The 19578-nt window shown below is 59.9% G+C and carries 17 protein-coding genes; 13 read left to right on the forward strand and 4 right to left on the reverse strand.

The genetic code is table 11. The features are described 5' to 3' along the window. Positions 1 to 102: 102 nt before the first annotated feature. The 9 genes from JAO77_RS06055 to JAO77_RS06095 all read left to right on the forward strand — a co-directional run bounded on the left by JAO77_RS06055 (position 103) and on the right by JAO77_RS06095 (position 10223). Positions 103 to 1896 (forward strand): M14 family metallopeptidase, encoded by a 1794-nt coding sequence (locus JAO77_RS06055; RefSeq protein ID WP_198989376.1) that lies wholly within the window; start codon positions 103 to 105, stop codon positions 1894 to 1896. Between the two features lie 250 nt (positions 1897 to 2146). Next, positions 2147 to 3892, forward strand: a complete 1746-nt coding sequence (locus tag JAO77_RS06060) for an OstA-like protein (protein WP_198989377.1) — start codon at positions 2147 to 2149, stop codon at positions 3890 to 3892. A gap of 78 nt (positions 3893 to 3970) precedes the next feature. Further along, on the forward strand, positions 3971 to 4804 hold the full coding sequence (locus JAO77_RS06065) for an outer membrane protein assembly factor BamD (protein ID WP_198989378.1): 834 nt from the start codon (positions 3971 to 3973) through the stop codon (positions 4802 to 4804). A gap of 78 nt (positions 4805 to 4882) precedes the next feature. Continuing rightward, positions 4883 to 5221: a DNA-directed RNA polymerase subunit omega gene (locus tag JAO77_RS06070; RefSeq protein WP_198989379.1), complete on the forward strand. Its 339-nt coding sequence runs from the start codon at positions 4883 to 4885 to the stop codon at positions 5219 to 5221. Positions 5222 to 5276: 55 nt separating this feature from the next. Next, on the forward strand, positions 5277 to 5864 hold the full coding sequence (locus JAO77_RS24490; protein ID WP_198989380.1) for a flavoprotein: 588 nt from the start codon (positions 5277 to 5279) through the stop codon (positions 5862 to 5864). A 78-nt stretch (positions 5865 to 5942) separates the two neighbouring features. Beyond that, positions 5943 to 6596, forward strand: a complete 654-nt coding sequence (locus tag JAO77_RS24495; protein ID WP_198989381.1) for a phosphopantothenoylcysteine decarboxylase domain-containing protein — start codon at positions 5943 to 5945, stop codon at positions 6594 to 6596. Then, entirely contained in the window at positions 6589 to 7515 is a 927-nt protein-coding gene (gene porD, locus JAO77_RS06085; protein ID WP_198989382.1) for a type IX secretion system protein PorD, read from the forward strand. The genes JAO77_RS24495 and porD overlap by 8 nt, the downstream gene beginning before the upstream one ends. A 58-nt stretch (positions 7516 to 7573) precedes the next feature. After that, positions 7574 to 9247 carry a DNA repair protein RecN gene (recN, locus tag JAO77_RS06090; RefSeq protein WP_198989383.1) on the forward strand — a complete coding sequence of 558 codons (1674 nt, stop codon included), beginning with the start codon at positions 7574 to 7576 and terminating at the stop codon, positions 9245 to 9247. Between the two features lie 142 nt (positions 9248 to 9389). Beyond that, positions 9390 to 10223 carry an enoyl-ACP reductase FabI gene (locus JAO77_RS06095; protein ID WP_144842963.1) on the forward strand — a complete coding sequence of 278 codons (834 nt, stop codon included), beginning with the start codon at positions 9390 to 9392 and terminating at the stop codon, positions 10221 to 10223. Between the two features lie 170 nt (positions 10224 to 10393). Here the strand turns inward: JAO77_RS06095 and JAO77_RS06100 are convergent, their stop codons facing one another. After that, entirely contained in the window at positions 10394 to 11203 is an 810-nt protein-coding gene (locus JAO77_RS06100; protein ID WP_198989384.1) for an SDR family NAD(P)-dependent oxidoreductase, read from the reverse strand. 219 nt (positions 11204 to 11422) lie between these two features. Between JAO77_RS06100 and JAO77_RS06105 the strand changes: the two genes are divergently transcribed. Then, entirely contained in the window at positions 11423 to 12631 is a 1209-nt protein-coding gene (locus tag JAO77_RS06105) for a lactonase family protein (protein WP_198989385.1), read from the forward strand. Between the two features lie 133 nt (positions 12632 to 12764). Here JAO77_RS06105 and ligA read toward each other — a convergent pair whose 3' ends face one another. Both ligA and JAO77_RS06115 read right to left on the reverse strand, forming a co-directional pair. After that, on the reverse strand, positions 12765 to 14777 hold the full coding sequence (gene ligA / locus JAO77_RS06110; RefSeq protein WP_198989386.1) for an NAD-dependent DNA ligase LigA: 2013 nt from the start codon (positions 14775 to 14777) through the stop codon (positions 12765 to 12767). A 181-nt stretch (positions 14778 to 14958) separates the two neighbouring features. Then, entirely contained in the window at positions 14959 to 15198 is a 240-nt protein-coding gene (locus JAO77_RS06115; RefSeq protein ID WP_198989387.1) for a hypothetical protein, read from the reverse strand. A 205-nt stretch (positions 15199 to 15403) separates the two neighbouring features. On the opposite strand from JAO77_RS06115, the gene JAO77_RS06120 reads away from it, so the two are divergent. From JAO77_RS06120 to JAO77_RS06130, 3 genes are all read left to right on the forward strand, one after another. Then, positions 15404 to 15658, forward strand: coding sequence for a hypothetical protein (locus JAO77_RS06120; protein WP_198989388.1), 255 nt, complete (start codon positions 15404 to 15406; stop codon positions 15656 to 15658). Continuing rightward, entirely contained in the window at positions 15651 to 15995 is a 345-nt protein-coding gene (locus JAO77_RS06125; RefSeq protein ID WP_198989389.1) for a hypothetical protein, read from the forward strand. The genes JAO77_RS06120 and JAO77_RS06125 overlap by 8 nt, the downstream gene beginning before the upstream one ends. 168 nt (positions 15996 to 16163) lie before the next feature. Beyond that, positions 16164 to 16838, forward strand: coding sequence for a cytochrome c oxidase subunit 3 (locus JAO77_RS06130; protein WP_235998221.1), 675 nt, complete (start codon positions 16164 to 16166; stop codon positions 16836 to 16838). A 138-nt stretch (positions 16839 to 16976) separates the two neighbouring features. Here the strand turns inward: JAO77_RS06130 and JAO77_RS06135 are convergent, their stop codons facing one another. Further along, on the reverse strand, positions 16977 to 19292 hold the full coding sequence (locus JAO77_RS06135; RefSeq protein WP_198989390.1) for a T9SS type B sorting domain-containing protein: 2316 nt from the start codon (positions 19290 to 19292) through the stop codon (positions 16977 to 16979). Between the last annotated feature and the right edge of the window lie 286 nt (positions 19293 to 19578).

Raw genomic sequence — 19578 nt, forward strand, 5'->3', positions numbered from 1 at the left:
TGTGCTTCCCAGGCTGCTTCCCACGTGACAAGCATAAGGATACCTCATAAGTGCAACTTAGTTTCTTTTGTGCAATCTTTGCAGTAGACTATAGATGAGATTATGGTAGCTATTACTGCTTGCCGTGCAGCTGCGCTCGCCGTAGCGCTGCTGGGCGCAGGTTCTTTCAACGTGCTGGCACAGAATATTCTAGATTTGCCGCCCACTCGGCCGTGGTCGGGCAGTAGCGAACGGCTGCTTGTGAAGCCCACCGACGCCTGGATTACGCCGGCCGAGGCCGCCAACTTCCAGACTACGCCACGTTACGCCGAAGTGCGCGCCTGGCTGGAGCGGCTCGATGCAGCCTCGCCCTTGCTTTCTCTCCGCACCTTTGGCCGCACGAGCGAAGACCGCGACCTGCTGTGCGTGCGCGCCAGCAAGGGCGGCTCCGCCAAGCCAGTGGTGCTGGTACAGGCAGGCATTCATTCGGGCGAGATTGATGGTAAGGACGCCGGGCTGATGCTGCTGCGCGATATTGCGCTGCGCGGTAAGGACAACCTGCTCGACCGCGTTGACTTGGTATTCGTGCCGATTTACAACATCGATGGCCACGAGCAGATGAGCGCGTGGAACTTCCCGCACCTGCGCGGCCCCGCCGAGAAGGGACGCGATGCCAACGCCCGCAACATCGACCTGAACCGCGACTATGGCAAGGCCGACGCGCCCGAAACGCGGGCCATGCTAACGCTGCTCCGCGAGCTGGACCCTGTGCTGTACATCGACTGCCACGTCAGCGAAGGGTTTGACATGCAGTATGATGTCACTTTCACCTACGCGGGCTGGGGCAAGTATGCGCGCCACCGGGCCACGGCCGATTGGCTGCAGGGGCGCTTTGGGCCGGCCGTGACGCAGGCGCTGACCAAGGCGGGCCATACGCCTACTATTTACCCTAGCCCCATCGACACGCGTGAGCCTACCAAGGGCATTCGCTACAGCCCCGAGGGCCCGCGCTACTCCACCGGCTACGGTGACTTTATCGGCGTGCCCACCGTGCTGGTCGAGAACCACATGCTCAAGCCCTACCGCCAGCGTGTGCTCGGTACCTACGTGCTGCTCGAAGCCGCGCTGAAGCTGGCAGCGACCGACGCCGACCGCATTGCCGCCGCTAAGGCGCAGGACCGCGCCAGTCGCCCCACCGAGCTGCTCACCCGCTGGACGCCCGCGCCGCAGCCCATCGGCTGGGTCGAGCAGTTTAAGGGCATCGCTTTCGAAATGTATCAGTCGCCGGCCTCGGGGCGGCTTGAGCAGCGCTGGCTGGGGCGGCCCATCACGTTTCGCATGCCCATCATTGGGCAGCAGCCTACCCAAACGGTGCAGCTGCCCAAGGCCTGGTGGGTGCCCGCCGCCCAGGCCGAGGTGCTCGACCGGCTGCGCCTGCACGGCATCGCGTTCGAGACCCTAGGTGCCCCGCGCACGCTGCAGGTTGATAATGTGCGTCTCGTCGAGCCCAAGCTCTTGCAGCCCAACGAAGGGCGCGTGCCCATAACGGCGACCTTCGTGCACGAGCAGCGCGAGCAGCTGATGCCCGCGGGCAGCGTGCGCGTGCCCGCCGACCAGCCCAAGGGCCTGCTGGCCGCCGCGCTCCTAGAGCCCGAAAGCCAAGATTCGTTTCTGGCCTGGGGGTTCTTTCCCGAAATGCTGGCTCCCGCACCGAACACCGACGACTATATCCTGGCCGCGCTGGGCGAGCGCCTGCTAGCCACCGAGCCCGCGCTGAAGGCCGAGTTTGAGGCCAAGCTGCGCGCCGAGCCCGCCTTTGCCGCGAGCCCCAACGCCCGGCTTGCCTGGCTCTACGCGCACGCAGGGCCGGGGCACCCTTACCCGCTGCGCTATCCTATTGCCCGCGAGCTGAACTGATAGAGAGGCCTCGCTGGCTGACGTGGGCAAGCGCCGCGGCAGTATGCAGTGTAGCCGTTTTGACCTCAGCCGCGCTCGGAATAGGTGCGGGCGTTGCCACGGTACCTAGGGCGTGCGATAAAGCAGCGACGCCCTAGGTACCGAAGCAAAGAAATTTTTGGCCTAGGTCGCTTTGGCCGCTCGACTACTGGACACTATGGCGTCAAGATGCGCGTTAGGCTCCGCCACCCGCTGTACCTTTGGCTCCTGAATGCCGCTCCTTCGTTTTTTTAGTTTCTGGATTTTGCTGGCGCTGACGGCCTTGTCGCTGCCCGCGCAAACCCCACGCCGCCCGGCTGCCAAAGCGCCGGGGGCTCCGGCCACTGCGGCTACCCCCGCCAAAGGCACGCCCGTGCAGCTGCTGCCCGGCACCCGCGAGCTACAAGGCGGCATCTTCAACGGCGTGAAAATCCGCAAGCTGCTAGGCAACGTCAGCTTTAAGCAGGAGGACACGTTTTTGTACTGCGACTCGGCCTACCAGTACCTAGACCGCAATGAGATTGAGGCGTTTAGCAACGTGCGTATCATTCAGAATGATACTGTTACCATCAACGGCGACCGGGGCTTTTACGATGGCGACCGGCGCACGGCCCGCATGACGGGCAATGTGGTGATGCACGACCCGCGCATGACGCTCACCACCTCCGTGCTCGACTATGACCTAGCGCGCCAAACAGCTTACTACACCACCGGCGGCCACCTCACCGACCCACAGAATACCCTCGATAGCCAGCAGGGTTTTTATGATACGCGCAGTAAAGTGTTTGTTTTTAAGCGCGATGTACACCTGGTTTCGACCGATGCCAAAGGCAGCCAGACCGACCTGCGCAACGATACGCTGACGTTTAATACCATTTCTAAAATTGCCTATTTCGACGGCCCTACTCGCATCAAGGGCCCGCAGGGTAACCTCTACGCCGAGAAAGGGGTGTATAACACCATTACCAGGGTGTCTAATTTCCAGCGCAACGCCAAGATTGAGACGCCCAACTACCTGCTAGGCGGCGACCAGCTGGTGTACGATGAGGGCAAGCTCTACGGCGTAGCTACGGGCCATGTTACGCTTATTTCCAAGAAAGACAACCTATTGCTGCGTGGCGACGTGGGCCGCTATTGGCGGGCCCTAGGGCGTACCAAGCTCTACGGGAGCCGGCCAGTGGTGCGCAATATCTCAGGCCGCGACACGCTGTATCTGGCCGCCGATACGCTGCTGAGCATTGAGTCGCGCCCTACCAAGGTCAACCAACGGCCCATCCTCTACGCCTGGCCCAAGGTGCAGATTTTTCGGGGCAACCTGCAAGGGCGCTGCGACTCGCTGACCTACGACCGGCAAGACAGTATTATCTACCTCAACCGCGACCCCATTCTGTGGCAAGCCCATAACCAAATGACGTCCGACTCGATGGAGATTCGGCAGAAGCGCGGCCAGATTGACCAGGTGCGGATGTTTGCCAAAGCCTTCGTGATAGGGGAGGACACGCTGCACGACTTCAACCAAGTAAAAGGGCGTAACATCCTAGCGTACTTCAAGCAAAACCGCGTTAACCGTATCGATGTGCTTGGCAATGCTGAAAGCCTCTACTATGCGCTGGATGGCGATACGGTAGTAACGGGGGTGAATAAGTCGCTCTCGGCCACCATCCGGCTAGCCTTTGCAGATGGTAAGATTAAAACGCTCAGCATGCTGGCCAATCCGGATGCTACGTTTATCCCGCCGCACGAGCTCAAGGAAGACGATACCCGCCTGAAGGGCTACCGCTGGCGACCTACCGAGCGCCCCACCCGGCGCACTGTGTTTGGCAAGCACTTCGCCAGCGACATCAAGGCGAAAAAACCTAGGGCCAAGCCCAAACCTACTAAAACCAAGGCCAAGCCCGCCCCCCGCAAGCGCGCCGCGCCACCCTCCAAGAAGCCCGCCACCCCTGCTAAAGCGCCGGCAGCTGCAACCAAGCGCTAAGCAAGGCGGCTCTTACAAGCGGCACTGCGGAACGCAACAGTGCGCGCCCATCGTTTTCCTCGTACCTTTGTCTTTCGTATGCGATTCTCCCGTCTTATTTCTGCCACGCTGCTGGCCAGCACCCTCTCACTAGGGGCCTGCACAGGCTACCAGAAGCTGCTCAAGAGCACCAACGTCAACGAGAAATACGAGGCTGCCATCAAGTATTATGACAAGGGCGACTACTTCCGGGCGGGCACGCTGCTGGAAGAAATGATTCCTCTGCTCAAAGGCCGGCCCGAGGCGGAAAAGGCGCAGTTTTACTTCGCCAACACCAACTTCATGCAGCGCAACTACGTGCTGAGTGCCTACTATTTCAAGCAGTTTACCGACACGTATCCCAACTCGTCGTACACCGAGCAAGCTAACTTCTTGCGAGCCAAATCGTTGTTCCGCGATTCGCCCGGCTACGAGCTCGACCAAACGAATACGGTATCGGCGCTGGAAGTAATTCAGGACTACCTGAATACGTACTCCACCAGCGAGTACCGCGCCGAGGCGGAAAGCATGTCGCAAGAGCTGCAGAAGAAGCTGGAAAATAAAGCGTTCCAAAGCGCCAAGCTTTACTACTCGCTACGCTACAACCAGGCGGCTGTCACGGCCCTAGGTAACTTCAACCAGCAGTACCCGGCCTCGGTCTATGCCGAGCAGGCCGACTTTCTGCGCCTCACGGCGCAATATGCCTGGGCCAAGGAGAGTATCGAAAGCAAGCAACGCGAGCGTTTTGTGGACGCTGTAGCCATCTACCAGCATTTTATTGACACCTACCCGCAGAGCAAAAACCTGCATGCAGCCCAGACGATGTTCGACGACAGCCGCGCCGAAATAGAACGGCTGAAAAACCTCCCGGCCGACCCCACGGCCGCTAATTAATGGGTAATGGCTAGCTGCTAATGGTTAAGTGCCATTGATGAAGCCAGTAATAACCACCTAGTAACAACTAACATCCCCATGAAGACTACCGCTTCTGCCTCCATCGTCACCCGCAACCTCGCCGACATTGCTACCGAAAATGGCAACGTGTATGAGGCTATCTCCATCATCTCGAAGCGCGCCAACCAGCTGTCGCTGAAGCTGAAAGAAGAGCTAAGCGAAAAGCTAGCCGAGTTTGCTACTACGGTCGATAACCTTGAAGAAGTATTCGAAAACCGTGAGCAGATTGAAATCAGCAAGCAGTACGAGCGCCAGCCCAAGCCCACCAGCCATGCTATTGAAGAGTTCATTGCTGGCGAGCTGCACTACGAAACCCCTGAGGTAGCTCCCATCGTTATTCCGCGCGAACTGTTCTAGGCTTTGGTAGCGCGCTCCGAGTTGGTTGCCTAGGTTTGTGTTCTTTTGCGAGTTCATGACAACCTCCGCTACCAGCCCCGCGCCCCACGCCCCGCTTCAAAATCGCCGCTTGCTCCTAGGGGTGAGCGGTAGCATCGCAGCATATAAAGCCGCGCCGCTAACCCGCCTGCTAGTGAAAGCCGGCGCCGAGGTACAGGTTATCCTGACCGAGGCGGCCACTGCTTTTGTTACGCCCCTCACGCTAGGCACCCTCTCCAAAAAGCCCGTCTTGACGGGCTTTTTGCGTGATGCGGCTAGTGGGCAGTGGCACAACCACGTCGAGCTAGGGTTGTGGGCCGAGGCCCTGGTGATTGCACCCGCCAGCGCCAACACCATCGGCCAGCTAGCCAACGGGCTGTGCCCTAACTTGCTAAGTGCCGTATACTTATCGGCGCGCTGCCCGGTGTTTCTGGCCCCAGCTATGGACCTGGACATGTATGCCCACCCGGCCGTGACGCAAAATTTGCAGCGATTGCGTTCGTTTGGCAATCATATTTTTGACTCGCCCAGCGGCGAGCTGGCCAGTGGCCTGGCCGGGCCGGGCCGCATGCTGGAGCCCGAGGAAATAGTGGCCGAGCTAGCGCAGTTCTTCGCGCAGGGCTAGCGCTTTACGAGTAAAAAAAGAGCAATTGAACCCTCCTAGCAATTGTTAATTGCTCACTGATAATTCTTAATTGACAAGATGCACGTTCTTCTTACGGCGGGCCCTACCTACGAGCCGCTCGACCCGGTGCGCTTCCTAGGTAACCGCTCGACGGGTAAAATGGGCTACGCGCTTGCCGAAGCTTTTGCCGAAGTGGGCGCCGCCGTGACGCTGATAAGCGGGCCCGTGCAACTAGCGCCGCCAACCAGCCCCCGCATCCGCACAGTGCGGGTCGAAACAGCGCAGCAGATGTACGAGGCCGCCGCGCAGGTAGCACCCGCGGCCGATGTGTGGGTATTTGCCGCCGCCGTGGCCGACTACCGGCCCGCGGTAGTAGAATACGAGAAAATTAAAAAATCTGGTGAAACGCTCACGCTAGAGCTGGTCAAGAACGTGGACATTGCCGCCACGCTCGGCCAAACCAAGCGGCCTGAACAATTTGCGGTCGGTTTTGCGTTGGAGACTACAAACGAGCTGGCGCATGCCCTAGGCAAGCTCCAGCGCAAAAACTTTGACCTAGTCGTGCTTAATTCCTTGCGCGATGCGGGCGCCGGCTTTGGCCACGATACCAATAAAGTATCAGTGCTGGACCGCGCCGGCCAGGTGCTTAACTTTGAGTTGCAAGCTAAAACCGACCTGGCCCGCGGGCTGGTGCAGCTCATTCAGTCCCGATTTGCTATTTCTCATGCGTAACGTATTCACGGTGTTGGCCTTGCTGCTGGGGCTGCTGGCTGGGTGCCCCAGCCAGGCCCAAGAGCTGAATGCCGACGTGCAGGTGTCGCTTCAAAACGTAACCATCACCGACGCCACGCTGGTAAACCAGATGCAGGCCGAGATGCGCCGCATTCTGAATGAAACCCCCTGGACGCGGCTCACCTACGCCCCCAACGAGCGCATTAACCTGCGCATGTTCGTGGGTATCACCGCTATTCCGCAGAATGGCACCTATGTGGCCACCATGCGCCTGATTGCGACGCGCCCGGTATATGGCACGGGCTACGAAACCAACGTGCTGAGCCTCAACGACCGGAATTTTATTTTTAACTACTCGCCCGCCACGCCTATTTCGTTTATTCCGGGCAGTAACACCTTCACCAGCAACCTGGCCTCGCTGCTGGGCTTCTACGCTTATCTGGTTATTGGCACCGACCAAGACACGTTTGCGCGTCTAGGGGGCTCGCCGTACTACGACCAAGCGCGCCTGATAATGCAGTACTCGGCGGGCCAAACCACGACCACCGGCGAGACCGATACCGGCTGGACCGACACTAACCCCACGAATCGCTACTGGCTGCTCAATAACCTCACCGACCCGCAGCTCGAGCCCTTCCGTACCAGCCTCTACGGCTATTACCGGCAAGGCATGGATGTATTTATTGAGAAGCCGGCCGATGCCAGAACCTCGATAATGGAGGCCCTAGGGGCCATTCAAAAAATCAACGTCCTTCGGCCGGGTACTTTGTTCGTGCGGGCGTTTTTCAACGCTAAGGCCGACGAGATAACCAACGTATTCCGCACCGGTACCCCCGAGCAAAAGCAACAGCTTGTGACCATGCTCAGCGACGCCGACCCCGATAATCTGACAAAGTATCAGACGCTGTTAAGACCCTAGGAGTAAGCTAGGCGAAGTTGCTACTTGTCCTATTGCTAAGTCATTGCTGTAGATAGATATGCTACTCGATTTACGTATCCAGAACTATGCTCTTATCGAGCAGTTAGAGCTGCGGCCCTCGCCGCTGCTCAATATTATTACCGGCGAAACGGGAGCGGGCAAGTCTATTATGCTCGGCGCCATCGGGCTGCTGCTCGGCAACCGGGCCGACTCGCGCATGCTCTTCAACACCGAGCGCAAGTGCGTGATTGAGGGGCAGTTTGATATTAAGAATTATCAGCTGCAAGACATTTTTGAGTCGGAAGACTTGGACTACGATGCGCAGTGCATTCTGCGGCGCGAAATCAGCCCCTCGGGCAAGTCGCGGGCCTTCGTCAACGACACGCCCGTGACGCTGGAGGCCCTGCGCAAGATTGGCGCGAACCTGATGGACATTCACTCGCAGCACGATACGCTGCTGCTGGGCGATGCCGTATTTCAGCTCAACCTGCTGGACCTCTACGCCAACCTAGTGCCGACCCGCACGCAGTATGGTAATGCTTATCGCCAATACCGCCGACTCGAAGCCGACCTCAAGACCCTTGAGGACCAGGCCGCCCAGGCTAGCAAAGAGCTGGATTACAACAGTTTTTTGCTGAGTGAGCTGGAAGAAGCTAATCTTGACAAGGAAGACCAGGAAGCCCTGGAGCAGGAGGTAAAGCAGCTGGAGCACGCCGAAGAAATTAAGTACAAGCTCAGCCAGGCCTTGCACGGCCTGCGCGACAGCGAGTACTGCGCCACCGGCAACATGAAAGATGCGGCCTTGCTCCTAGGTCAGGTGGCGGGCTACTCCGACGCTTTTAAGGAGCTGAAGCAGCGGCTCGATTCTTGCCTCATCGAACTGCACGATGTGGCCGATGAGGTAGAGGCTGCCGAGCGCCGTACCGAGGGCGACCCCGGCCGTGCCGAAGAGCTGCAAGCCCGCCTCACGGTGCTCTACAACTTGCAGCGCAAGCACCAGCGCCGCGACGTGCCCGGCCTGCTCGAAACCCGTGAGGAGCTGCGCCAGAAAGTAGGCTCGGTGCTGAACCTAGATAAAGAAATCACGCGCCTGCGCAAAGATTCGGACGCCGCCCTGGCCCAAGCTACCAAGCAGGCCGCCCGGCTGTCGGAAAGCCGCCGCAAGTCGTTCCCGAAGTTTGAGAAAGAGCTCAGTACGCTGCTCGCCGACCTCGGTATGCCGCACGCGCGCATCGTGGTAGAGCACAAAACCGGCCCCCTAGGGGCCAGTGGCTCCGATGTGGTAAGCATCTTGTTCACGGCTAACAAGGGCGCACAGCCCCAAACGCTGAGTAAGGCCGCTTCGGGTGGCGAGTTTTCGCGCTTGATGCTGTGCATCAAGTACATGCTGGCTGATAAGACGGCCTTGCCCACCATAGTATTCGACGAAATCGACACCGGTATCAGCGGCGAAATTGCGGTGAAGGTGGGCCGCATGATGCAGCAAATGGCCCACAAACACCAACTGGTAGCCATTTCGCACTTGCCGCAAATGGCGGCGGCTGGCGATACGCACTACTTCGTGTATAAGGAAGACCGTGCCGACCGCACCGTGAGCCGCATCCGGCAATTGAGCCAAGACGAGCGCATCAAGGAAATAGCGCACATGATAGCCGGCGCGAAGCCCAGCGAAAATGCCTTCCAGAGTGCCCGCGAGCTGCTGGCGTTGCGTGGCGAAGAGCTGGTAGGGTAGGAGTTGATAATCAGCCAGCTGCCGTGCTGACGTAGGAAGCCTCTTGTTAAGGTCGCGGACGGTAGTTCGGTCCTGGCAAGGGGCTTTCTTCGTCAGCATGGCAGGTTAGTGTACTTTTGTGGGGCTAACCCTGACTATTCTCATGTCCCACAACCTCCTCGCCGGCAAAGTCGGCATCATCTCCGGCGCCCTCAACTCGCAGTCCATCGCCTGGAAAGTCGCCCAGAAAGCCCACGCCGAAGGGGCCCGCATCGTGCTCACCAACGCGCCGCTGGCTATGCGCATGGGCGAAATCAAGGCCCTAGCCGCCGAAATCGACGCGCCCATCATCCCGGCCGATGCTACGTCGATGGAAGAACTCGGCACGCTGTTCACCGAAGCCCAAGCGCACTTCGGCGGCAAAATTGACTTCGTGCTGCACTCGATTGGCATGAGCGCCAATATCCGCAAGGGCAAGAGCTACGGCGACCTAGACTATAAATTTTTCCAGCAAACGCTGGACGTATCGGCGCTGTCTTTCCACAAGATGATGGCCGTGGCCGAGAAGCAAGACGCCCTCAACGAGTGGGCCAGCATCGTGGGCCTGAGCTACATCGCAGCCCAGCGCGCCTTCCTCGATTACACCGACATGTCGCAGGCCAAGGCCGTGCTCGAAAGCATTGCCCGCAGCTACGGCCAGCGCCTAGGTAGCCTCAAGAAGGTGCGCGTGAACACCATCTCGCAGTCGCCCACTAAGACGACTGCCGGCACCGGCATCAGCGGCTTCAACGCGTTTTATGAGTACGCCGACAAGATGGCACCGCTCGGCAACGCGCCCGCCGAGGCCTGCGCCGACTACTGCGTGTCGCTCTTCTCGGACCTCACCCGCTTCGTAACCATGCAAAACCTGATGCACGACGGTGGCTTCAGCAGCGTAGGTATCTCGGAGGCCATTGTTGATGCTATTACTAAGGCGTCGGCTGAGTCGGCCCAGTAAGTAGTACCTAGGGTGCTAACAGAAAAGCCCGGCTGGATAAGCCGGGCTTTTCTATTTTTAATGCTTTCCTCTGTCATGCTGAGCTTGCGAAGCATCTTCTCACGCTAGGTTAGTCCAGACGTGAGAAGATGCTTCGCAAGCTCAGCATGACAGAGGACAAGGAGCTGGAGCTACTTCGAGCGCTCGTCGCCGTCTATCGGCTCGCCTTGCTTGTGCATTTGGGCGGCTACTAGGCTATCGGGTAGTACGTTGCTAATGGCGGCCTGCACTTTGTTCATGAAGCCGGAAATTACTTTGTCTTTGCCAGCCATCAGCGCGTCGTATCCATCTTTGGCCACGTCGGCGGGGTCGGCCTTGCTGCCTTCGGCCACGAGCTTGGCGCGCTCCATGCTGGCTTTATTGAAGAAATCGGTATCCGTTACGCCCGGTTCCAGAATGGTGATAGTCACGCCGCTGTCCTTGGTTTCTTCGCGCACCGCCTCCGTAAAGGACGTAATGAACGCCTTGGTGCCGTGGTACACTGCCTGCAGCGGACCCGGAATTTCGGCACCTAGGCTCGAAACCTGTAGGATTTTACCGCTCTGGCGCGTCACCATCTCCTGCAAATAGAGCTTGGTAAAAGTCAAGTAGGCCGCAATATTGAGCTGGATGATATCTAGCTCGCGGTTGAGGTCGGTAGTGGTAAAGGCTCCGTACTGGCCCTGGCCGGCATTGTTCACCAGCGCGTCAATTTGGATGCCTAGGGCCTTTATTTCGTCGTAAACGGCAAGTGGCGCCTGGGGCTCAAACAGGTCTTTGGCGATGGTCTTGACTTGCACGCCGTACTGCTGCTGAAGCTCGGCGGCGGTTTGGCTAAGCTCGTCTTGGCTGCGGGCCACGAGCACGAGGTTGTAGTGGTCTTGGGCGAAAAGCTTAGCGAGTTCGTGGCCGATGCCACTGGTGCCACCCGTGATGAGGGCATATTTCTGTTGGTCTGCCATGGTAGAATGCTAGGAGAAAGAAGAACTTTGCCTAGGCTAACGAACCCAACAGGAGGGGGTTATTGCTGCGCTTTTAGTAGGGAGGAGGTTACTTGTTGCGCCCTGGCCACCTAGGTATGTCCACCGCTGAACATTGGGATTGAGGCAAAGCCCGTAGCTTTAGGCGCTTGAAAGCGGGCCGGTTGAGCCAGCGTTTCGGCCTTTACTTTTGCTCGCACTATGTTTTTCTCTCCTTCTCGCCGCCCCAATTTTTTGCGTTTAAGTGGCTTAGGCCTGGCCACCATGTGGCTCGCCGCGGGCTGCGCCACGCACCCGGCGGGTACTGCTGCCAAGGCGGGCACTGGTTACCTCGTGTATGTGGGCACCAACGTGACCTCCGACCAGGAAAATACCATATACCTCTATCGGCTCGATGCCAGTACGGGTGCCCTCACGCCAGTGAGTGCCCAAAAAGGCGGCGCCCAGCCTACCTACCTCACGATGGATGCCGGGCACCGCTACCTGTACGCGGTGAGCGAAACTCAGTCGTTTCAGGGCCGGTCCAATAGTGGCGGGGTGAGTGCGCTGAGCATCGACCAGCACACGGGCGCGCTCACGATGCTCGACCAGCAGCCCTCGCTAGGGGCGTCGCCGTGCTACATCAGCCTCGACCGCTCGGAGAAAAATGTATTAGTGGCAAATTACTCGACCGGCAACGTGGCCCTGCTGCCCCGGCAGGCCAACGGCCAAGTGGCCCCGCCCACCGACAGCGACCAGCACCAGCCGCCCCTAGGTCCGCACAAAAACCAGGATAACCCGCACGCGCACTGCATCGTCACCGACCCGGCCAACCGCTATGCCTTCGCCGTAGACCTCGGGACCGACAAGGTGTATAGCTACCGCCTCGACCCCACGCACGGTAAGCTCGGTGGACCCGGCACGCCGGCCTTCACGGCGCAGCCGGGTACGGGGCCGCGTCACCTCGTCTTTCACCCCAACGGTCGCTGGGCGTACCTAGAAAATGAGTTGAACTCGACCGTGACGGCGCTCAGCTATAATGCCACGGCGGGCACGTTCCAGGAAATTCAAACCCAGACCACAGTACCGGCTAGCTTCAGCGGCGATAATACTGGGTCCGACGTGCACGTGTCGCCCGACGGACGGTTTGTGTATACCTCCAACCGGGGTGACAACAGCATTGCTGTATTTGCTGTGGATGGCGGCAGCGGCCGCCTCACGCTGGTGCAGCACGTGAGCACGCAGGGCAAAACGCCGCGCAACTTCGCCCTCGACCCGAGCGGACGCATCCTGCTGGCAGCCAATCAGAATTCAGGTAATGTTTTCACGTACCAAGTGGATAAGCAAACCGGTAAGCTTACCCCCACGGGCCAGTCGGTGCAGCTGCCCTCGCCCATGTTCGTGCAAGTCGTGTCTGATTTCACAAAATAGATAGTCCTTAAAAAACGCTTGTCCTGCTGAGCTTGCGAAGCATCTTCTCACGGTCGAAATAACTTCACGTGAGAAGATGCTTCGCAAGCTCAGCAGGACAAGCGTTTTTTTTAGAGCTAAGCTAGCCTTCGAGCTATTCCACTAGCGGCAGCAGAGCCAGTAGCTCATTCTCCGAAATAATGGGCACCTTCAGCGTGGTGGCCTTTTCACGTTTGGCGGGGCCCATGTTTTCACCAGCTACCAAGTAGCTCAGCTTCTTGGAGATGGAGCCCGTAATTTTGCCGCCGTGCTGCTGAATGAGTTCTTGCAACTGCTCGCGGCTGTAGTTCTCAAACACACCCGAAAGCACAAAGGTGAGGCCAGCTAGGCGGTCGCTTACGGCTTTGGGCGGCTCGCCCGTTACTTCGAGTTGCACGCCAGCGGCTTGCAGACGCTGCACTAGGTGCTGGTTTTCGGGCTGTTGGCTCCACAGAGCTAGCGAGTCGGCGATAACGCCGCCGACCTCGGGTACCTCCGCCATTTCCTTGGCTGAGGCGGCCATGATGGCGCTCATGGTGCGGTAGTGCTGGGCCAGTTTTTGGGCCACCGTTTCGCCCACGTAGCGAATACCTAGGCCAAACAGCACGCGCTCGAACGGGACCGTTTTGCTTTTCTCGATGCCGGCAATGAGGTTGTCTATCGACTTCTCGCCCAGGCGCTCCAGCCCAATAAGCTCGGCCCGGCGCTGGGGCAGGTCGTAGATGTCGGCCGGCGTTTTTACCAGCCCTAGGTCAAAGAATCGGCCCACGGTTTCGGCGCCTAGGCCGTCGATGTTCAGCGCTTTGCGCGATACATAATGCTCAAGGCGCGCTTTAAGCTGGGGCGGGCAGCCACGCTCGTTGGGGCAGCGGTAGTGGGCCTCGCCCTCGGGACGCACGAGCGGCGTACCGCAGGCAGGGCACTCACTGGGGTAGCGAATGGGCTCGGCCCCGGCGGGGCGGGCCGCAAAGTCTACGCCGGTGATTTTTGGGATAATCTCGCCGCCTTTCTCCACAAATACCATGTCGCCGAGGCGCAGGTCGAGCAGAGCTATCTGGTTGGCATTGTGCACGCTGGCGCGCTTCACGACGGTGCCTGCCAGCGGCACGGGCGTGAGGTGGGCCACGGGCGTCACGGCGCCGGTGCGGCCCACATTGTACTCGATGCGCAGCAGTTCGGTGCGGGCAGCCGCCGCGGGGTACTTGTAAGCAATAGCCCAGCGCGGGCTCTTAGCGGTGAGGCCGAGCTGGTCTTGCTGGCGCAGGTTATCTACCTTGATAACGATGCCATCGGTATTCACGGGCAGCTCAAACCGCTTCTGCGCCCACTCATGGATATAATCGAGCACTTCCTGGATGTTGGCGCAGCGCCGCCAGGTGGGCGACACCGGCAGGCCCCAGGCGGCGGCAGCCTCCAGGCTCTCGCTGTGGCTGGTGAAGTGCCGGCCCGGCGTGAGCACTGAGTAGGCGTAGAAGCGCAGCCGGCGGGCCGCCACCAAGGCCGAATCTTGCAGCTTGAGCGCGCCGCTGGCTGCGTTGCGGGGGTTGGCCAGCAGAGCCTCGCCGTTTTGCTCGCGCTCCTGGTTAAGGTCGTTGAAAACCTGGTTGGGCATGAACACTTCACCGCGCACCTCCACATCGGCCGGGAATCCGGCGTGCAGGTGCAGCGGCAGGGTGCGGATGGTGCGCACATTGGCCGTTACTACGTCGCCGCGGGTGCCATCGCCGCGCGTCACGCCTTGCTGCAATTCGCCGGTGGCGTAGTGCAGGCTCATGGCTACGCCGTCAAACTTTTGCTCGCACACATAGCTGTAGGGCGCGCCTTCGAGGCCGCGCTGCACGCGCTCGTCAAACTCGCGCAGGTCGTCTTCCGAGTACGTGTTGCCTAGGCTCAGCATGGGGTAGCGGTGCTGAGCGGTGGCAAACTGCTTAGTGATGGTGCCGCCCACGCGCTGAGTGGGCGAATTGGGCTGGGCCAGGTCGGGGTAGGCTTTTTCGAGCTGGTTCAATTCGGCCAGCATGGCGTCAAACTCCTGGTCCGACACCTCCGAAATATCGTGCTGGTAGTACTGGTTATTTAGGTGGTGCAGGCGCTGGGTGAGCTCCTGAATGCGTTGTTGCGGGTCCATAAGGCAGGGGTGGGTAACCGTATTGTCAGGATAAAGGCACTGCCATTGCGAGCGCAACGAAGTGGAGCGCGGCAATCGCACCAGAACGAGACCCGTTTGGACCGTCCTGGTGCGATTGCCGCGCTCCACTTCGTTGCGCTCGCAATGACAAGCGGCGGGAAAAGTAAGCCTTAAGGGAGCCCTAGGCCATGGCCGGGCGGAAAGCGGGCACTACGAGCGTCGAGCCACCTTGCTTTTGCTCGGCATCGCGGCGGCCTTCTTCTTCGGTGCGAGCGGGCGGCGCGTTCTCGTCGCGCTCGGGGTCACCCTGCGATTCTTTCATCTCGGTAGGGATGATGGGCTCGGCGGGCGACTTGGGCATAAAGCGGGCGAGTAGCAGGATGGCGATGGTAGCGACAGCAAACCAGGTGAAGAATTTCATGGTAAAAGAGAATGATAGGCAGAACCCGATGACGACGGCAAAAATACGCCTCTAGTCGCAACGGCAACCCCGGCCCGGCGGTTGCGTTTGGGTTTTTCAAAAGTTAACTGCTTGCTTTGTGTCCGTGCTGACCAGCTTGGACCTGACCTAGGGCTCGCTACTGGCCGCTAGTTTCTTCTTATTCGCCTACCTATTCTTTCTACTCATGGCTGACCAACCTTCTTGGGCCGAAACGGCCGCTTCGCTGCTTACGCGCCTCTCGGGCGGCATCGAGCTCAACTGTGGCTTCGACCAAATGGAGCTGCAAGTACCCAACCAGCAAAACCCCGCCGGCCCGCCCGCTACCTGGCGCCTCAACGGTACCCTGCGCATCCGCACCAAGGGCGACGCCCCCACCAATGGCTTGAGCATCAGCGCCGCGCCGGCCGTTTCGCCCGACCCCAACCACCCGCGTGGCTAGGGGGCTCGAAGTAGATGCCCGGCTGGTGCTAACCTGGCCGGGCGGGCACGAAATACAACTCGCTGCCTCCGGCTCTTACCTTATCCTGAACGTGCCGAGCCAGCAGGTGCTCGATATGATAACGAGCGGCCCGCCGCAGCCGCCCGGCGCCCCCAAGCGCCCCAAGCCCAAGATTGACCCCTTGCAGCAGCTACACGACCTGGCCCGCACCCTAGGGCTGGTGCTCGACCTGCGAGTGGCCGGCAAAACCCACGTCACCTTCGGCCTGCCCGACCGCACCAGCCCCAAAATCACGCTCAATGCCGTGCTGGGCAAGATTGGGTCGTTCTTCAGATAGGCTGCCAGGAGCGCCTGGGCCCACGGCGGTGCCCCTAGGTAGCAAAATGCAGAAAAATTATCGCTAACTAGCTAGAAATGGCAACTTAACCCCTAGGCAAAAGCTTTATGACTAGGCAGGGCGCTGGCACTATCTAAAAGCCAGGGGCAGGCCTGCTTGTCTTTTCACTTGTCGTGTATTTCTTACTTGAAAACGCCTGATAATGAACGCCGCAGCCAGATAGGTGCGGGGCGCCAGCCAGCTGGTAGCTCGGCCTTTGCGCGTATCGAACGCGTGCCGCCGCTGCTCATGATGTTTTACCTAGGCCTGCTAGGGGTAGCAGTACTGTTTACGGGGCTGGTGTCAATGTACATCTTCACGCGGCTGAAAGACGGCGGGGCACCGAGCGGGCACCCGTTTCCGCGCTACTTTTCGCTTAGCACCATTGTGCTGCTGGTGTCGTCGCCGGTGGTGGCGCAGGCTCGGCGCCTCTACCGGGCCGATGACCTGCCCAATCTGGCGCGCTGCCTGGGTGCCACGTTGCTGCTGGGTAGCATCTTCTGTGGCTTGCAGCTAGCGGGCTGGCGCGAGCTGATGCAGCAGGGCGTCTTCTTCAGAGATAATCCGGCGGGTACCTACGTGTATTTTATTTCGGGAGTGCACATTGCCCACATAGTAGGCGGCATGCTCTACCTGCTGGCGCTGCTGCTGCGCACGCTGCACGCCGCCCGCGATGGGGTGCGCACCCTAGTGTTCATTCGCAACCCTTACCACCGCCGGCAGCTGCAGGCCATCACGGTATACTGGCATTTTGTAGACGCCATCTGGCTAGCGTTGTTCGCAATATTTTTGTTTATGTATTAACTTGTGTAAAAGCTCTTTAAAAAGGATGTCTCAAAGCTTGAGATTAATCAAAATACGAGCTCAACGCACACGAAAAAGGCCACCCATTGAGGTGGCCTTTTTCGTGTGCTTGCTTAGCGGCGGGTTCGTGAAAGCACCCTAGGGCATGACCTCGACCCAGCCTTTGTAGCGCTGCCCAGTGGTGTAGGTGATGAGGTAATAGTAGGTGCCGCCCACGCCATCGCCGGCCCAGCGGAAGCTGCGACTATCCGACTCGTATACCTGCTGGCCCCAGCGCGAGAAGATTTTGACACCCTTGAAGCGCGCGTCGCAGAAGTCGGGCGGCAGGTCGGCCAGGGTAAAAAATTGGTTTTTATCGTCGCCGTTGGGCGTTATGATGTTGGGCGGCAAAAACTCCTTGGCCACGGGCTGGGCCACTGCAAAGCGCACGGTGCGCGTCTGGGGCTGAGCCCGGCAGGTGCTTTCCTGCAATTGAAACGTGACCACTAGCTCGTGGGCCTGGCCGTTGGTCACGCTCACCCCGTCGCAGGTGGGCAGCCAGGTGAAGGTGCCGCTGGCCTGGCCCGGCGCCCCGGCCGGCGCTGTGAAGCGCATGCCCACATCGGCTAGGTTAAAGCCCTGGCCCGCCGCGCTCAGTACGAGTACGTCCTTGTCGCTGTCGGCCCCAGTCAGGTTGGCCGTGTACGACTGCCCTAGGGCCACCCGCACCAAGGGCGGGCCGCCCGCCGAGTCGGCAGGTAGGGTCGACGTGAGCACGGGCGGTGCATTGCTGTAGTCGACTACAACCGGGATGGTAAGGGGCGGGGCTGCCTGCCGCACCCCGCAGGGCGTGACGGTGGTAGCCGTAAATACCAGCTCGCGTACCTGGCCCGGCGGGTCGGTAACGGCAGGGCAGCCCACCGGCCAGCTGAAGCGGGCCGCACGCCGGGTGCCTACCTGGGCCTGTGCCGTAAGGGTGGCACCTAGGGCGGCGGGTGCAAAGCCATTGGTGCCGCTGAGCGCGTAGGCAATGGGGTCGCCATCGGGGTCGGTGGCTAGCAAGTCGAACCCTAGGGTCTGGCCCGGCCGCACGTGCAGGGGCAACGTGGGGCCGGCCGTGCTGGCCAGCGTAGGCAGGCCGTTAGGAGTAGGCGCAGCCAGCAAGGCTATGCGCAGGGTATCGCGCTTGGGCAGCGCGCAGCCATTGTCCGACACAATAACATCTAAGAAATTAACCTTGCCCTGGGTATCGGCGCAATCGGGAAAGCACAACGTGGCCACCAGCGTATCGGGCTGGCCGGGGCTATGCACCATGCCCGAAATGGTGCTCGAAAACGTGGGCAGTGCACCGGTGTAATTAACCGAGCGCAGGCTGAGCGTGAGCATCGAACTGGCGTCGGGGTCGGTGAAGCGCAGGCGCAGGCAGCGCGAGCCGCCGGGCACCAGGCGCAGCGTGTCGCGGCCGGGGCGGTAGGGCGTGTTGCCCGTAGTGCCTGGCAGCGCTGCAACGCTGGGCGCCGCGTTGCGGGGGCAGGCCAGCACTTGCAGCTGAAAATCGCGGCGCGTTTCGCCGATTTTTACGCCGCGGCGGTACTCCTGGCAGCGCACCCCAAACACAAACAGGCCCACGCGAGAGGGCCGCACCGTGAGGCGGCCCGTGCGGGCGCCAATGGTGAGCGTGGGTGTGCCGGGTATCTGGTTGCTGGCGCTCAGGCCCGGGTTCCAGGTAATGGGTGCGTAGGGGGCGGGTAGGGGGACATCGTTGGAGATGTTGGCTAGCGTGGGCTGGGCGGCCGTAGTGTGTCCGTTGAAAGGCGTCACCATGTCGTACACCAGCGAGTCGCCATCGGCATCCTGGCCGGCAAAATCGTAGTAGAACACCTCACCCACGCAGGCATAGTCGGCCAGCGGCGGGAAAATGCGCGGCGTGGAGTCGCGAAACGGTTGTCCGCTGCGCACTACGGCCGGAAACTCGAGGTAAAATGTTTGGGCTGCCGCGCCGGGGCTCACAATATTGCTGATGGCATTGTTGCGGCAGCAGCGCTCTACGGCCACGTAGTAGCCTTGGGCACTGTTGTAGACGCTGGTCGGCAGCACCAGCAAATTACGATTGCGATATACCAGCTGCCGGGTACTAAGCGAGCCTACCGCGCAGGCCGGCGAGGTATAGTTAACAAAGGTGTTGTTGACCAGGTCTAGCGTGACGGTGTTTATCAGCCGGTTGGTGGCCTTGTCAAAAATGCCCGCCTTGAAGGAATTATCCAGCGCCCCGGGGTTGCCATTGATGGCATCGAAGTACAGGTTCATCGAGAGCTGGTAAGTATCTCCCTGCAGGTACTGCAAGTCCAGTTCGCCACCTACGATGTGTGTGGCCCAGGCCGGTGCTGCGCCCAGCCAAAGCAGCAGCCACAGCAGCACGTGCCGGCCGGACAGGTACCGAAGCGTATGTCGAAGAGAAGTAGAAAGTTGCACCATAGGGCGGGGAATAGAGTAGCGAAACGCCTAGGTAGCCTGCCGAGCAGCTAAGGTGCTTAAACCTCTTAATTGCCCGCGCTAAGTGTTACCAATTGCAGCGTAGTAAATTTAAGCTGACTCAGGTATTTAGCACTGCTGAAAGTTGAATTTTCTGCAGCTTTTATTGCCCTCCTTGGGGGTTTGTGCTTCGCCCCAGTAAATCTGGCCCTCCTAGGCCAGCAATGGCCTTGCTTGAAACGTACTTCGGATTTACAAGAAGCTTTTAGGCCCTCATGCCGAACGCAGG

Origin of the sequence: Hymenobacter sp. BT559 (assembly GCF_016427535.1) — a bacterium.
Classification (GTDB): domain Bacteria; phylum Bacteroidota; class Bacteroidia; order Cytophagales; family Hymenobacteraceae; genus Hymenobacter.